Genomic DNA, 13,494 nt, shown 5'->3' with positions numbered 1-13,494 from the left:
TCCCGGTCAGCGGGCGCTCTCCAGCGCCCGCGCCAGCAGGTCGGCCCGCGCGGCGGCGTCCGTCGGGCAGCCCCGCTCCAGCCAGACTTTCCGCGCCGCGGCCAGCCCGCGCCCGATGCCGGGGCCCGGCGCCACCCCGGCCGCCACCAGGTCCGCACCCGCCAGGGGGAAGGCGGGCGACGCCCCCTCCCCCTCCAGGGCCCGCAGGGCCGCCCGCGCCGCCTCCGTCACGACGGGCCGCGGCTCCCCGGCCAGGATCGCCAGCGTGTCGGCCAAGGGCGACAGGCCGTACCGCGCCGCCAGGGCCCGCGCCGCGACGGCGTCCAGCGCCGCGCATCCGTGGAGATCGGCCAGCACCTCGGCGTAGCCGAGGAGGTGTCCGTGCTCGCTCTTCGAGAGACGCAGCCGCTCGCGCAGCCGGTCGGCATCGTGCCGGGCGCCGACGGCGAGAGCCGCGAGGCGCTTCACCGGGGGCAGGCCCGCCGCGGCGGCGCGCGCGAGCCGTCCGAGTTCCCCGACGCCGCCGGTGATCCGCGCCAGCAGGCCGGTCGCGCTCAGCGTCGTCATTAGTGCCGGGCCGCCGGGGGCCGCCAGCAGCTTCAGGAACTCCGCGCGCACGCGCTCGCGCGAGAGCCGGTCGAGGCTGTCCCGCGCGGCCACGCAGGCAGCCAGGGCCGCGGCGTCGGGCGCGCCGGCACCGAACCGGGCATGGAAGCGGAAGAAGCGCAGGATCCGCAGCGCGTCCTCGCGGATCCGTGTCGCCGGGTCACCGATGAAGCGCACCCGCCCGGCCGCGAGGTCGGGGCGGCCGCCCACCGGGTCGTGCAGGCTCCCGTCGGCGCCGAGGGAGAGCGCGTTGACGGTGAAGTCCCGGCGCTCGGCGTCGCGCAGGAAGTCGGTGCCGAAGCGGACGACCGCGTGCCGCCCGTCGGTCTCGACGTCCTCGCGCAGGGTCGTGACCTCGATCGGCCCGTCCTCGGTCACCAGGGTGACGGTGCCGTGCTCGATGCCGGTCGGCACCGCCTTGAGGCCGTGCGCCCGCTGCGCCGCCCGCATCACCGCCTCGGGCCGGTGCGTGGTCGCCATGTCGATGTCGGCGGTCTGCGCGCCGAGGAGCGCGTCGCGGACGCAGCCGCCGACCAGCCGGGTCTCCGCGCCCGGCGCGTCCAGGGCGGCGAGGACGCGGCGCACCCCCGGGCGTTCGAGCAGCGCGCTCAGGCCCGCCGGATCGAGGGCGCGGCTCACCGGAAGCCGCCGGGCACGAGGCGGCCGTTCTCCATGTGGGTCGGCACGTAGCCCCCCTGGCGGCGTTCGGAGAACAGCCCCTCGTAGACGAGGGTGCCGATCACCACCGCCAGCCCGGCCAGGACGAGGCGGAACAGGTGGGCGTCCCAGTGGACCCGCCGCAGGGGATTGCGGCCGGACAGCAGCAGGTAGACCAGGAACAGCGCGAAGGGGACGAGGAAGAGGCCGAACTCTTCGAGGACGCGGCGGAGCATGGGGCCAGCCTAACGCGCCGGGCGCCCGGCGTCGCCCGGCCCGGCCTCCGGGTAGAGCCGTTCGCGCAGATTATTCAGGATTCCGGCGGTGACGCCCCAGATCAGCCGCTCGCCGAAGGTCAGGGCGTAGAACCAGCGCTCGCGGCCCTGCCACGCGCGGGAGCGCAGGCGGTAGCGTTCCGGGTCCAAGAGGAACGCGAGCGGCACCTCGAAGACGTCGGCCACCTCGTTCGGGTTCGGCGTCAGGACCGCGCCGGGATCGACCAAGCCGATGACCGGGGTCACGAGGAAGCCGGTGCCCGAGAGGTACGGGTCGAGATAGCCGAGGAGCCGCACCGACTCGGGCGGAAGCCCGATCTCCTCGAAGGCCTCGCGCAGGGCCGCGTCCGCGGGCCCGGGATCGGCGGGATCGATCTTGCCCCCCGGCAGCGCCACCTGCCCGGAATGGTCGCGCAGGTTGGCGGCCCGCATCGTCAGGATCAGGGTCGGCCCGTCCGCGCGCGGCACGACCGGCACGAGGACGGCGGCTCGGCGGTGCGGCGGCGGCGGGATCACGGCCGTCCCGTCCGGATCGAGGCTGTGGTCGCCTCGCGGATTGGAGGTCGGATCGTCCGGCCCGGGCGGAGCCGGCGACAGGCCGGCGGCGGCGCGGGCGAGGAAATCGGCGAGCGGGTCGCTCACGCGGCGGCGACCGGCGCGATCGTGTGGAAGGCGCCGCCGGCCCACAGGCCGAGCCAGGGCTTCCCGTCGACGACGTGCTCCTCGGCGAGATCCACGAGGTCGTAGGTGAGCGCCCGGGTCACGAGCGCCCACAGCCCGCGGCGGACATGGAGGTAGGGCTTCAGCGCCCCGTCCGGTGCCGCCTCGAAGCGAAGGGCGTGCTCGGCATCGACGCTGACCAGATCGTCGACGTTGGTCCGGAAGGAGACGCGCCGCTCCGCCCCGCTCCCGTCCACCGCCATCTCGACGGCCACGAAGGCCGCGTCGTCCACGGTGATGCCGACGCTCTCCACCGGCGTGACCAGGACGGTCCGGCCGTCCGGCTCGCGCCGCAGGATGCTGGCGAACAGCCTGACCAGCTTGTCCCGGCGGATCGGCGAGCCGTTGTGGAACCACGTCCCGTCCGCCGCGATGCGGATGTCGATGGCGCCGCAATAGGGCGGGTCCCACCGCTCCACCGGCGGCAGTCCGCGCTTCGGCAGCTCCCCCAGGGCCGCGCTGAGGCGGCTCAAGGTCGGGTCGGGGGCGGGATCCTCGCTCATGCCCGTGACAGATAGCGTCCCGATGCCCGCTCAGCCATGGCCGACCGGAGGATCGGCGCCGCTCCCTTGCCGGACCGCAGGGGCGGGATCCTAGGCCGGACCGGCACCCTGGGTGTTCACCGTCACGGCGTAGAGCGACTGGCTCGCCGCCATGAACAGGCGGTTGCGCTTGGGACCGCCGAAGGTGAGATTCCCGCACACTTCCGGCAGGCGGATCCGCCCGATGAGCTTGCCCCGCGGTGTCCAGACGGTGACGCCGTTGTAGCCCACGGCACGACCGGCGTTGCTCGACACCCAGAGATTGCCGTCGACGTCGGCCCGCAGGCCGTCGGGCCCGCATTTCACCCCGTCCACGACGCAGTCCGAGAACAGGCGCTTGTTCGACAGCGCCGCCCCGGTCCCGACGTCGAAGGCGTAGATCTCGCCCTTGCCGCCGGGTCCGGTATCGCCGGGCCCCTTCCCGGTGGAGCAGACGTAGAGCGTCCGGTGATCGGGCGAGAAGCACAGGCCGTTGGGGTCGGGCACCTCGTCGTCGGTGAGAACCCGGTCGACCCGCCCGGACGGGTCGATCCGGTAGACCGCGTTCGGCAGCACGCGGCGCCGCGGGCCGGTCCCGGCCGGCTGGCCGAGCCGCGGATCGAGATGGCCGTGCGGGTTGCTCGGACCGCCCGCCGCGTCGGGGAGGCCCTCGTAGAGGAGCGCGCCGTAGGGCGGATCGGAGAACCAGTACGCGCCGTCCGGGTGCTGGACCACGTCGTTGGGGGAGTTGAGCGGCTTCCCCTCGAACGAATCGGCCAGGACCGTCGCCGAGCCGTCGAGCTCGTAGCGGACGACGCGCCCGGTGGCGTGCTCGCAGGTGAGCTGCCGCCCCTGGCGATCGAAGCTGTTGCCGTTGGAATTGTTGCTCGGCATGCGGAAGGTCGAGACGTGCCCGTCCTCCTCCAGCCAGCGCATCTGTCGGTTGTTCGGGATGTCGCTCCAGACGAGGTAGCGGCCGACGGCGTTCCAGGCCGGTCCCTCCGCCCAGAGGGCGCCGGTCCAGAGCCGGCGGATGGCGCTGTTCGGCACGATGTAGGGCTCGAAGGCCGGGTCGACCGTGACGATGTCCGGATCGGTGAAGTAGGTGGTCGGCGGCGCTCCCGGGCGGAAGTCGCGCGGCGGGCTCGTCACCGTGCTGGGCGGCGCGGGCTGCGCCGCCGCGTCGCCGGCCGTGACGGCGAGTGTTCCTAGGGCCGCGAGGACCGTGCGCCGGGAGGGCGGGACACGGCCGCGCTCGGCCGCGATCCCGGATGCATCGGTCCGCGACGGTCGCATACGATCCTCCCCCGCGCATCCTGCAACGGGCCGCGGCGCGCGCCGGCAGGCTAGGACACCTGTCCTGAGCCGGTCAACTGGGCCGGCGCCGCAGGATCTTCCAGACGCCGTCCGCCGAGGCGAGGAGACGGGTGCCGTCGCGGACGTCGCCGCGCATGAACACGAGGGAGCCGGTGCGCTTGACGACCTGCGGCCGGATCTCGATCCAGTCGCCGAGGCGGCCGACATCGATGAACTTCATCTCCAGCTGGATCGTCACGCAGTTGGCGCCTTCGGCGGCGCGCATCGCGGTCTCGCCGAGAGCCCGGTCGGCGAAGCTCATCAGCATGCCGCCGTGGACCACGCCGATCAGGTTGGCGTGCTTCTGATCGGCCCGGAACGCGTAGGCGCCGTCCGCGCCGCGGACGTGCAGCGGCCCGACATGGGCGATGAAGCCCTTGTCCTCCACCAGCGCCCAGCCCTCGGCGGCGGGATCGTAGGCATCCTTATCCGTAGTCATCGCGTCGGGTCCGTTCGTGTCGAGGTTTCGGTGGGCGGATGTCAGGTTCCCCGGGGCTTGGCCCGCCGGGTCGGCGCCTCGCTGAGCGGATCCTCCGGCCAGGGATGGCGCGGGTAGCGCCCGCGCATCTCGGAACGCACCGCCGCCCAGGAGCCGCGCCAGAAGCCCGGCAGGTCCCGGGTGATCTGGATCGGCCGCTGCGCCGGCGACAGCAGGTGCAAGACCAGCGGCCGGCCACCGGCCCGCGGGTGCCGGTCGAGGCCGAACAGCTCCTGCACCCGGACCGCCAGCGCCGGTTCCTCGGCCGTGTAATCCACGGGGATGCGCGAGCCGGTCGGCACCTCGACATGGGTCGGCGCCTCCGCGTCGAGCCGAGCGCGCAGGTCCCAGGGCAGCAGCGCCTGGAGAGCGTCCGCCAGATCGCCCGCCGTGACCGACGCCAGGCCGGCGCGACCCACGAGGGACGGCGCCAGCCACGTCTCCGCCGTCCGGGCCAGCGCCTGGTCCGACAGGTCGGGCCAGGCAGCGCCCTCGGCGGCGCGGAGGAAGTTCACCCGGGCTCGCCACTGCGCCAGGGCCGGCGTCCACGGAAGCCGGTCGATCCCGAGATCGGCGATGCCGCGCGCCAGAATCGCGGCGCTGTCCATGTCTGACGGCACCGGCAGCGGCCGTGATCCGAGACTGACCGCGCCGAGTCGCCGGACCGCCCGCGCCCGCAGGGCGGCTGCCGGCGGATCGAAGGCGATCTCGGTGCGCGACTCGATCCGGTCGGCGAACAGCCGTTCGATCGCCTCGGCGCCGATCGCCGCCGCGGCGAGGATCCGGGCGTTCCCGGCCGATCCGGCGAGGTCGGCGATCACCAGATGGGTCTCGCGGGCGAGCGGGCTCGCCGGGTCGAGGCGCCCGGCCCGGCCGCTCGCCATCACGAACTCGCCCTCGCGGCCGCGCGCCCGGGCCACGCGGTCCGGATAGGCGAGCGCCAGGAGCGGCCCGGCGCCGGAGGGGCCGGCGTCCGGGCTCGCGGGACCTCCCGCCCCGGCGATCCGGGCCCAGCTCTCGGCGAGCCGGCGCATGTCGGCGGCGCGCCCGCCCCGGTCGCGGCGGAACCGCTCGACCCGCTCGTCGAGGTCGACCCCGTCGCCCCCGAGGCCCCGCTCCACCAGCACGGCGGCGAGGTCGGCGGCGGCCCGGGCCTGACCGGTGCCGGCCGCCACCGTCACCATCCGGGCGAGCCGCGGCGGCAGCGGCAGCGCCCGCAGCCGCGCGCCGACCGGCGTCAGGCGGCCGTCGGCGTCGAGCGCGCCCAGCTCGCTCAGCAGGGCGCGGGCCTCCGCCAGGGCGGGCGCCGGGGGCGGGTCGAGGAAGGCGAGCGCGCCGGGGTCGGTCACGCCCCAGGCGGCGCAGTCGAGGAGCAGCCCGGCGAGGTCGGCCGACAGGATCTCGGGCCGCGTGAACGGCTCCAGGGCGTTCGTGCCGGCCTCGGACCAGAGCCGCCAGCAGAGGCCGGGCTCGGTGCGTCCGGCACGGCCCCGGCGCTGGTCCACGGAAGCGCGAGAGGCGCGGGCCGTGACCAGACGGGTCAGGCCGAGGCCCGGCTCGTAGACCGGGACCCGCGCCAGCCCCGAATCGACCACGATCCGGACGCCCTCGATGGTCAGGGAGGTCTCGGCGATGCTGGTCGCGAGGACGACCTTCCGGGTGCCGGCGGACGCCGGCGCGACGGCGCGGTCCTGCTCGGCGGGCGTCAGCGCGCCGTAGAGCGGCGCGAGCTGCACGTCGGGCCCGACCGTCTCGGCCAGCAGGTCGGTGGTCCGGCGGATCTCCGCCTGTCCGGGCAGGAACACCAGGATCGAGCCCGGATCCGCCCGCAGGGCGCGCAAGGTGACCTCGGCGACCGAGTCCTCGACCCGACGGTTCGGGTCGCGCTCCACGTACCGGGTCTCCACCGGGAAGGCGCGGCCCTCGGAGGCGACCACCGGGGCGTCGCCCATCAGCCGCGCGACCCGGGCGCCGTCGAGGGTCGCCGACATGACGAGGATCCGCAGGTCCTCCCGCAGGCCGCCCTGCGCGTCGAGCGCCAGCGCGAGGCCGAGATCGGCGTCGAGGGAACGCTCGTGGAACTCGTCGAACAGGACGGCGCCGATTCCGGACAGCTCCGGATCGTCCAGGATCATCCGGGTGAAGACGCCCTCGGTGACGACCTCGATCCGCGTGCGGCCCGAGATCTTCGAGCCGAGGCGGACGCGCAGGCCGACCGTCCCGCCGACCGGCTCGCCCAGCGTCTGGGCCATCCGCGCGGCGGCGGCCCGGGCCGCGAGGCGGCGCGGCTCCAGCAGGATGATCTTGCGCCCGTCGAGCCAGGGCGCCGCCAGGAGGTCGAGGGGCACGCGGGTCGTCTTGCCGGCGCCCGGGGGCGCCACCAGGACGGCGGCGTTCCGCGCGGCGAGCGCGCGGCGCAGATCGGGGAGCGCCGCCTCGATCGGCAGCACGGGTACGGAACCGGCCATCGCGGCCGCTGATGGCGCGGCGCGGCGCCGAGCGCAACCGGCGCGAACCCGGGTCGGCGCCGCGTCCGGCGTCCCGTGACGCCGGGCACGATTCGACACGGGCTCCCCGTCCCGAGCTCTGGCAACTGCGCGGCGCCGCCGCGATCGTGCGGCGCGACTGCACAGATCCGACGGGAGCGAAACGATGACCCTCCGCCGCCGCGCGCCTACCCTCGCCGCCCTCTCCGTGGTCCTGCCTCTGGCGGTCACGGCGGCGCCGGCGCAGGACCGGCTGCCGACCATCCCGCCCCGGGACTACTCTCCCGAGCAGAGACAGGCGGCTGAGGCCTTCGCGCAGGCGCGCGGCAAGCCGCCCTTCGGGCCGTTCGAGCCGCTCATGTACTCGCCGGAGGTGATGACGCTCGCCCGGTCGATGGGCGACTATCTCCGCTTCAAGCCGAAGATCGGCACTACGCTCTCGGAGCTGGTGATCCTGATGACCGCCCGCCGCTGGACGCAGGACTACGAGTGGTACGTCCACGCGCCGATCGCCGAGAAGGCCGGCATCTCCGCCGACATCATCGCGGCGATCCGCGACGGCCGCCGGCCGGCGAAGATGAGCGACGACGAGACCCTCGTGTACGATTTCACCGCCGAGCTCCAGGACACGAGGCGCGTCTCCGACGCGACCTTCGCGCGCGCCGAGGCCCGGTTCGGCAAGCCCGGCGTCGTCGATCTGGCGGCGATCTCGGGCTACTACACGTTCCTGGCGATGGAGCTGAACGCGGCCCGCTACCCGATTCCCGCCGACGGCAAGCCGCTGCCGCGCATGCCCGAGTGAGCCGGCTTATCCACAGCTGCCCGGCACCGGGAATGGCGTTGTCCACAGGGTTTGGCCGGTCGAGCGCGGCCGGCCCGGCCGCCGTTGACGGAACGTTAACCCTTATAGCTTGTTCTCTTTTCGTTCCCGGACGCGACGAAGGAGAACCCGATGCTGACCCAGGTCATGGCCCAGCGCGACGATCACGCCTGTCCCGTCGAGGCGATCAGCTCGGCGTATCTCGGCTTCGCGGGCGGCGATGCCGGGATCGCCCTGCGCTGCGCGATCGCCGACGCCCTGTCCGACCTGATGGAGGCGGAGCGGCGCACGCGCGAGCGCAGCCGCCTGATCTCCCGCGGCTACGTCCGGACCGCCCCCGATCCGGAGGTCGGGCCGACAAGCTGAACCGTGGCTGCAGGCCGGCTTCAGCTTCGGTGCAGCGCGGGCGCGGCATTGTCTCTCCCGTGATCCGGAGCGCCCAGGCGCTCCGTGCTTCCTCTGGAGACAGGTCATGACACGCATCGCTCTGCTCTCGGCCGCCGCGCTGATCGGCGCGGGTACCCTGGCCTCCACGACCGCCGAGGCCCGCGGCGGCGGCGCCATCGCGGCCGGGATCATCGGCGGCCTCGCGGCCGGCGCGCTGATCGGCGCCGCGACCCAGGCCCACGCGGCGCCCGGCTACGGTTACGGCGACGCGGATTACGGCTACGCCCCGGCCCCCGTGGTCGTGCGGCCGGCCCCGGTCTACCGCGTCTACGAGGAGGAGGCGCCGGTCTACGCCACCCGCCGGACCGTGACCTACGAGCGAGTCCCGGTCGGCTACGGCCCGGCCCGCCACTGGCGCGGCGAATACGAGGGTGGCTACGGCTATCGCGGCTGGTGAGCCGGGGGTTGCGCCGGGCGCCGTGACGGGGCCCGGGCGCGTGGCTTAAGACGGTGGCGGCGCCGGCCGAATCCGGCGGTCCGCACCCACCGACGGGTCATCGACGGGTCCATGCTGGTCCACGAAGGCGAGACGCGCACCCCGGAGGCCGACAGGGCGCTCGCCCTCTCCCTCGCCGGGGTGGCCGGCGCGTTGAACACCGCCGGCTTCTACGCGGTGGGCCTCTACGCCTCGAACATGACCGGGAACGTCTCGGCCATCTCCGACCGGACCGGCACGGGCGACCTGCTGCTGGCCCTGCAGGCGGGCCTGCTCGTCATCCTGTTCGTCCTCGGCGCCGCCACCGCGACGCTGCTGATCCGCCGCCGCCGCCGCGGGCGCCGTCCGGGCGCCTACGCCTACGGAGTCTGCGCGGAGGCGATCCTCCTCGTCGCCGTCGGCCTGCTCGTGCTGCCGCTCCACGAGCCGGCACGGAGCCACGCCCTCGTGCTCGGCCTGAGCTTCGTTCTTGGTCTCCAGAACGCGGCCGTGACCAAGATCTCCGAGTCGCGGGTCCGGACCACGCACGTGACCGGCATGATCACCGATATCGGCATCGAGCTCGCGCGCTGGCTCGATCGCGGCGCGCCGGGCGCCGACCCGCTGAAGGCCCACGATCCGGTGCGGCTGCGGCTGTACCTCTCGACCGTGGGCGCCTTCCTGGCGGGCGGCGTGGTGGGGGTCGTCGCCTACCGCCTCGTCGGCGTGACGCTGCTCTTCGCGGCGGCCGCGATCCTGGCCGGTCTCGCCCTCCCCGCCCTCAGGCGGTGACGTCGAGGAGCTGACCCATCATGCGGTCGGCGGAGCGCGCCACCGCGGCGTTCAGCGCGAAGGCCGACTGCGACCCGATCAGGTCCAGCGCGGCCCCCGACAGGTCCACCTGCGCGGCCGGCGGCAGGCCCGCGTCGCCGACGGGCGCGCCGCTCGCCGCGATGGTCTCGGCGGCCGTCCCGAGCCGATCGGTGGCCCGGGTCATGCCGGTCGCGGCGGTCTGAAGGGCGTCGATCATGCCGGAATCTCCCGGGCCTGACCCTGGCAGGGAGGCGCGAAGAGCCGGTTTCGGCGATCGCTCGAATGCGACCGATCCCGCGCATTCCGGACCGCCCGGCGCTCACCCCTTCGGCGCGCACACGGTGACCGGGGAGGCGCCGCCATAGGGCCGTTCGGCGTCCGCGATCTGCTTCGCGGCGGCCTCGCAGGCCTGCCGGGTGTTGAACTCCACGGACCCGATCGCCGAGCCCGAGCCGGCCAGCATGATGATGAGCACGTAGACCACGCCATTCCCCTCCGGAGCCCCGGTCCGGCGTCGCGATGCGTGCTGGTGCGGACGGCGGGACTCGAACCCGCACGGCCTTGCGGCCGCAAGATTTTAAGTCTCGTGCGTCTACCGGTTCCGCCACGTCCGCATGCGCCCTCGGTAGCGGGGGCGGCGGGTCCGATCAAGCGGGGGGCGTCCAGCCGTACAGCCACGCGTAGCGGTCCCGCATGCCGTCCGGGCCGAGGCGGGCCATCACGGCGTTGCGCACGAACGCCACCACGCCGCCGGCGTGGTAAGTCCGGCCGTTGCTCCGCGCCGCCTTCTGGACCCGCCGCACCCGGGCGGTCCGCGCGCCCGAGAACGCCGCGAGCGCGGCCGGCACGTCGGCGTGGTCCGCGAGGGCACGGGTCAGGACCGCGGCGTCCTCGATCGCCAGGGCCGCGCCCTGCGCGAGGTAGGGCAGCACCGGGTGGGCGGCATCGCCGATCAGCGCGAGCCGGTCGCGGGCGAGCGGGCGCGCCACGGCCCGGTCGGCGAGCGACCAGACCAGCCAGGAATCCGGCAGGCTCAGGAGGTCGCGCAGCGGCGCGGCGCAGCCGCGCAGATGCCCGCGCAGCACGGCCGGTTCGCCGAGCCGCCCCCAGCCCTCGTCGCCCACCGCTTCGGGCACGACCGCCACCACGTTGAGGAACTGCCCGTCCCGCACCGGGTAATGCACCACGTGCCGGCCGCGGCCGAGCCACAGGCCGGTGGCGGCACCGCGCAGCGCCTGCGGGGCCGCCTCCATGGGGATCAGCGCCCGCCACGCCGCGGCCTGTCCGGGCCGGAGCGGGGCCGGATCGAGATGCGCGCGCAGGCGCGACCGCAGCCCGTCCGCGCCGACCACGAGGTCGAAGGCGGCCGGCTGGGCCCCGCTCGCGCCCTCGACGGTGAGGACGGCCTCCGAGGCCGTTCGGGACACGGCCGTGACGGTGCGGCCCATCAGCAGGCGGATCGTCGAGCGACTCCGGAGCGCGTCGAGCAGCAGCGTCTGCAGGTCGGCGCGGTGGATCACGTAGTAGGGCGCGCCGAACCGGCTCAGCGCCTGCGCGCCGAGCGCCACGCCGCCGATGCGGCGGCCGCTGTCGAGGGCGCGCACCTCGACGGCGGGCGGCTCGCTCGCCGCCCGACGCAGGGCCGCCGAGAGCCCGAGCCCGGCCAGGATCCGGCTCGCGTTGGGCGAGATCTGGATCCCGGCCCCGACCTCGCTGAAGCCGGTCCGGCGCTCGATCACCGTGACGGCGTGGCCGGCATCCGACAGAGCCAGCGCCGCCGTCAGGCCGCCGATCCCGGCCCCGACGATCCCGATCCGCAGAGATGGACTGCCAGAGGGCACGGTCGGCGGCGCCTACTCCGCCGCGACCTTGGCGTCGTCCCGCCACACGCAGGCCTGCGGCTCCGCCTGATCGGCCTTCAGGCCGGCCCTGTACCGGTAGAGCGTCGAGCAGTACTGGCAGATGATCTCGCTGTCGGCGCCCATGTCGAGGAACACGTGCGGGTGGTCGAACGGCGGCAGCGCGCCGATGCACATGAACTCCTTCACGCCCACGGTGATCACCGGCACGCCCGGCTCGTTGTGGAAGTGCGGTACCGCCTTGCCTGCCATCCGGCCCTCGCCTGCCCCGCGACCGACCGCGCGGCGAATCTGCCTGCGCGCACCCGGGCGTCTCGCGGCCGCTTATGCCGCCAGCCCCGCGACCGGCGCAAGCCTCGCCCGACCGGTGACCGATGCGGCTTGGACTCCCGCGCCCCGCGCCGTACATAAGGCGGAGCCCGATTGACGCCGCCGCGAAAAAAGTCCCGATCATGCAGCAGGAACAGGCCAGTGCGCAGGGTGCGCGCCGCGCCCCGGAACCGCCGATCCACGGTCCCGAGGGATTCGAGGGCATGCGCCGCGCGGGGCGGCTCACCGCCGAGGCCCTCGACCTGCTGATGGAGGCGACGCAGCCCGGCGTCACCACCGAGGAACTCGACAAGCTCGCCTACACCTTCGCGATGGATCACGGCGCCTATCCGGCCTCGCTCCTCTACCGCGGCTACCCGAAGTCGATCTGCACCTCGATCAACCACGTGGTCTGCCACGGCATCCCCAACGACAAGCCGCTGCGCGAGGGCGACATCGTCAACCTCGACATCTGCCTGATCCTCGACGGCTGGCACGGCGATTCGAGCCGGATGGCCTATGTCGGCGAGGTGCCCCGCAAGGCCCAGCGCCTGTGCGAGATCACCTACGAGGCGCTGATGCGCGGCGTCGCCGCCGTGAAGCCCGGCGGCTCGACCAACGATATCGGCCGGGCGATCCAGTCCTACGCCGAGGGCGAGCGCTGCTCGGTGGTGCGCGACTTCTGCGGCCACGGACTCGGGCGCACCTATCACGACGCGCCCACGATCCTGCACTACGTCGAGGCCAGCTACGACGTGCCGTTCAAGCCCGGACAGTTCTTCACGATCGAGCCGATGATCAATCTCGGCCGGCCCGCCGTGAAGGTCCTGGGCGACGGCTGGACCGCCGTGACCCGCGACCGCTCGCTCTCCGCCCAGTTCGAGCACACCGTCGGCGTCACCGAGACCGGCGTCGAGATTTTCACGATCTCGCCGAAGGGGCTGCATCAGCCCGTCAACCCGGCCGCCTGACCGGCCGTGTCGCCGCGGCCGGACGACGGTGAGGCGGGGCTGTTCGCCGACAGCGCCGCCCCGACCCCGGTCGAGAAGGAGGCGCCGCACTACCACGGCCATCGCGACCGCCTGCGGGAGAAGTTCGCGACGGCGGGGGCCGACGCGCTGCCCGATTACGAGCTGCTGGAGCTGGTCCTGTTCCGGGCGATACCCCGGCGGGACGTCAAGCCCCTCGCCAAGGCGCTGGTTGCCCGGTTCGGCAGCTTCGCCGAGGTAGTCAGCGCCGAGCCGGCGCGGCTGATGGAAGTGGAGGGCGTGAGCGCCGGGGTCGCGTCCGACCTCAAGGTGATCGAGGCCGCGGCGCGGCGGCTCGCCCGGGGCGCGATCCGGGAGCGCGCGCTCCTGGGCTCGTGGAGCGCGCTGCACGAGTACCTGCGCGCCACCATGGCGTTCGCCCCGCGCGAGGAGTTTCGCGTCCTGTTCCTCGACAAGCGCAACCACCTCATCGCCGACGAGGTGCAGGGACGCGGCACCGTCGACCACACGCCTGTCTATCCGCGCGAAGTCGCCCGCCGGGCGCTCGAACTGTCGGCCACGGCCATCATCCTGGCCCACAACCACCCGTCCGGCGACCCGGCCCCCTCCGCGGCCGACGTGGCGATGACCCGCGAGATCGTGGCGGTCCTGGCGCCGCTCAAGATCGTCGTCCACGACCACGTGATCCTCGGCCGAAACGGTCACGCCAGCCTGAAAGGCCTCAAGCTGATCTGATCCTCCGG

General features: G+C 74.2%; 17 protein-coding genes and 1 tRNA gene. 6 read left to right on the top strand and 12 right to left on the bottom strand.

What is annotated here, in order from left to right; all coding sequences use genetic code 11:
- Positions 1-6: 6 nt before the first annotated feature.
- From J3A75_RS06940 to hrpB, 7 genes are all read right to left on the bottom strand, one after another.
- Complete coding sequence (locus J3A75_RS06940) at positions 7-1,245, bottom strand: CCA tRNA nucleotidyltransferase (protein ID WP_024831052.1); 1,239 nt, start codon at positions 1,243-1,245, stop codon at positions 7-9.
- Complete coding sequence (locus tag J3A75_RS06935) at positions 1,242-1,499, bottom strand: DUF6111 family protein (protein WP_012317607.1); 258 nt, start codon at positions 1,497-1,499, stop codon at positions 1,242-1,244. Before J3A75_RS06935 ends, J3A75_RS06940 begins: the two co-directional genes overlap by 4 nt.
- 9 nt (positions 1,500-1,508) lie before the next feature.
- Positions 1,509-2,180 carry a CoA pyrophosphatase gene (locus J3A75_RS06930; protein ID WP_024831053.1) on the bottom strand — a complete coding sequence of 224 codons (672 nt, stop codon included), beginning with the start codon at positions 2,178-2,180 and terminating at the stop codon, positions 1,509-1,511.
- Complete coding sequence (locus tag J3A75_RS06925) at positions 2,177-2,761, bottom strand: DUF1285 domain-containing protein (RefSeq protein ID WP_209649854.1); 585 nt, start codon at positions 2,759-2,761, stop codon at positions 2,177-2,179. The genes J3A75_RS06930 and J3A75_RS06925 overlap by 4 nt, the downstream gene beginning before the upstream one ends.
- Before the next feature lie 90 nt (positions 2,762-2,851).
- Positions 2,852-4,075 (bottom strand): SMP-30/gluconolactonase/LRE family protein, encoded by a 1,224-nt coding sequence (locus J3A75_RS06920; protein WP_012317604.1) that lies wholly within the window; start codon positions 4,073-4,075, stop codon positions 2,852-2,854.
- 73 nt (positions 4,076-4,148) lie between these two features.
- Positions 4,149-4,574, bottom strand: coding sequence for a PaaI family thioesterase (locus tag J3A75_RS06915; protein ID WP_012317603.1), 426 nt, complete (start codon positions 4,572-4,574; stop codon positions 4,149-4,151).
- Between the two features lie 41 nt (positions 4,575-4,615).
- Positions 4,616-7,081 carry an ATP-dependent helicase HrpB gene (gene hrpB / locus J3A75_RS06910; protein WP_053620241.1) on the bottom strand — a complete coding sequence of 822 codons (2,466 nt, stop codon included), beginning with the start codon at positions 7,079-7,081 and terminating at the stop codon, positions 4,616-4,618.
- A gap of 184 nt (positions 7,082-7,265) precedes the next feature.
- On the opposite strand from hrpB, the gene J3A75_RS06905 reads away from it, so the two are divergent.
- The 4 genes from J3A75_RS06905 (at position 7,266) to J3A75_RS06890 (ending at position 9,573) form a co-directional block, all read left to right on the top strand.
- Positions 7,266-7,901 carry a carboxymuconolactone decarboxylase family protein gene (locus J3A75_RS06905; protein WP_029361407.1) on the top strand — a complete coding sequence of 212 codons (636 nt, stop codon included), beginning with the start codon at positions 7,266-7,268 and terminating at the stop codon, positions 7,899-7,901.
- Between the two features lie 150 nt (positions 7,902-8,051).
- On the top strand, positions 8,052-8,285 hold the full coding sequence (locus tag J3A75_RS06900; protein ID WP_209649852.1) for a hypothetical protein: 234 nt from the start codon (positions 8,052-8,054) through the stop codon (positions 8,283-8,285).
- 106 nt (positions 8,286-8,391) lie between these two features.
- Positions 8,392-8,763, top strand: coding sequence for a hypothetical protein (locus J3A75_RS06895; RefSeq protein ID WP_012317599.1), 372 nt, complete (start codon positions 8,392-8,394; stop codon positions 8,761-8,763).
- Between the two features lie 111 nt (positions 8,764-8,874).
- Positions 8,875-9,573, top strand: coding sequence for a YoaK family protein (locus tag J3A75_RS06890; RefSeq protein ID WP_012317598.1), 699 nt, complete (start codon positions 8,875-8,877; stop codon positions 9,571-9,573).
- On the opposite strand, the gene J3A75_RS06885 is transcribed toward J3A75_RS06890, so the two are convergent.
- The 5 genes from J3A75_RS06885 to J3A75_RS06865 form a co-directional block, all read right to left on the bottom strand.
- Positions 9,563-9,811: a hypothetical protein gene (locus tag J3A75_RS06885; protein WP_053620244.1), complete on the bottom strand. Its 249-nt coding sequence runs from the start codon at positions 9,809-9,811 to the stop codon at positions 9,563-9,565. The genes J3A75_RS06890 and J3A75_RS06885 overlap by 11 nt on opposite strands.
- Before the next feature lie 102 nt (positions 9,812-9,913).
- Positions 9,914-10,078, bottom strand: coding sequence for a hypothetical protein (locus J3A75_RS06880; RefSeq protein WP_012317596.1), 165 nt, complete (start codon positions 10,076-10,078; stop codon positions 9,914-9,916).
- 43 nt (positions 10,079-10,121) lie between these two features.
- Positions 10,122-10,208, bottom strand: a tRNA-Leu gene (locus tag J3A75_RS06875).
- Positions 10,209-10,241: 33 nt separating this feature from the next.
- On the bottom strand, positions 10,242-11,435 hold the full coding sequence (locus tag J3A75_RS06870; protein ID WP_029361405.1) for an FAD-dependent monooxygenase: 1,194 nt from the start codon (positions 11,433-11,435) through the stop codon (positions 10,242-10,244).
- Positions 11,436-11,447: 12 nt separating this feature from the next.
- The gene (locus J3A75_RS06865; RefSeq protein WP_024831057.1) at positions 11,448-11,705 is read right to left on the bottom strand and encodes a zinc-finger domain-containing protein; all 258 of its coding nucleotides are present in this window, start codon (positions 11,703-11,705) and stop codon (positions 11,448-11,450) included.
- 200 nt (positions 11,706-11,905) lie between these two features.
- Between J3A75_RS06865 and map the strand changes: the two genes are divergently transcribed.
- Together map and radC are read left to right on the top strand one after the other, a co-directional pair.
- Positions 11,906-12,733, top strand: a complete 828-nt coding sequence (gene map / locus J3A75_RS06860; protein WP_012317593.1) for a type I methionyl aminopeptidase — start codon at positions 11,906-11,908, stop codon at positions 12,731-12,733.
- A 6-nt stretch (positions 12,734-12,739) separates the two neighbouring features.
- Complete coding sequence (gene radC / locus J3A75_RS06855) at positions 12,740-13,486, top strand: RadC family protein (protein ID WP_209649850.1); 747 nt, start codon at positions 12,740-12,742, stop codon at positions 13,484-13,486.
- Positions 13,487-13,494: the final 8 nt, after the last annotated feature.

Source organism: Methylobacterium sp. PvP105, assembly GCF_017876975.1.
GTDB lineage: Bacteria > Pseudomonadota > Alphaproteobacteria > Rhizobiales > Beijerinckiaceae > Methylobacterium > Methylobacterium radiotolerans.
Note: the sequence above shows the minus strand (reverse complement) of the source record. Positions and strands in the feature narration are given on the sequence as shown.

Excerpts from the sequence above, each read along its gene's own strand:
- J3A75_RS06935 (WP_012317607.1), bottom strand. The coding sequence starts at position 1,499 with ATGCTCCGCCGCGTCCTCGAAGAGTTCGGCCTCTTCCTCGTCCCCTTC.
- J3A75_RS06925 (WP_209649854.1), bottom strand. The coding sequence starts at position 2,761 with ATGAGCGAGGATCCCGCCCCCGACCCGACCTTGAGCCGCCTCAGCGCG.
- J3A75_RS06920 (WP_012317604.1), bottom strand. The coding sequence starts at position 4,075 with ATGCGACCGTCGCGGACCGATGCATCCGGGATCGCGGCCGAGCGCGGC.
- J3A75_RS06915 (WP_012317603.1), bottom strand. The coding sequence starts at position 4,574 with ATGACTACGGATAAGGATGCCTACGATCCCGCCGCCGAGGGCTGGGCG.
- hrpB (WP_053620241.1), bottom strand. The coding sequence starts at position 7,081 with ATGGCCGGTTCCGTACCCGTGCTGCCGATCGAGGCGGCGCTCCCCGAT.
- J3A75_RS06905 (WP_029361407.1), top strand. The coding sequence starts at position 7,266 with ATGACCCTCCGCCGCCGCGCGCCTACCCTCGCCGCCCTCTCCGTGGTC.
- J3A75_RS06900 (WP_209649852.1), top strand. The coding sequence starts at position 8,052 with ATGCTGACCCAGGTCATGGCCCAGCGCGACGATCACGCCTGTCCCGTC.
- J3A75_RS06895 (WP_012317599.1), top strand. The coding sequence starts at position 8,392 with ATGACACGCATCGCTCTGCTCTCGGCCGCCGCGCTGATCGGCGCGGGT.
- J3A75_RS06890 (WP_012317598.1), top strand. The coding sequence starts at position 8,875 with ATGCTGGTCCACGAAGGCGAGACGCGCACCCCGGAGGCCGACAGGGCG.
- J3A75_RS06885 (WP_053620244.1), bottom strand. The coding sequence starts at position 9,811 with ATGATCGACGCCCTTCAGACCGCCGCGACCGGCATGACCCGGGCCACC.
- J3A75_RS06865 (WP_024831057.1), bottom strand. The coding sequence starts at position 11,705 with ATGGCAGGCAAGGCGGTACCGCACTTCCACAACGAGCCGGGCGTGCCG.
- map (WP_012317593.1), top strand. The coding sequence starts at position 11,906 with ATGCAGCAGGAACAGGCCAGTGCGCAGGGTGCGCGCCGCGCCCCGGAA.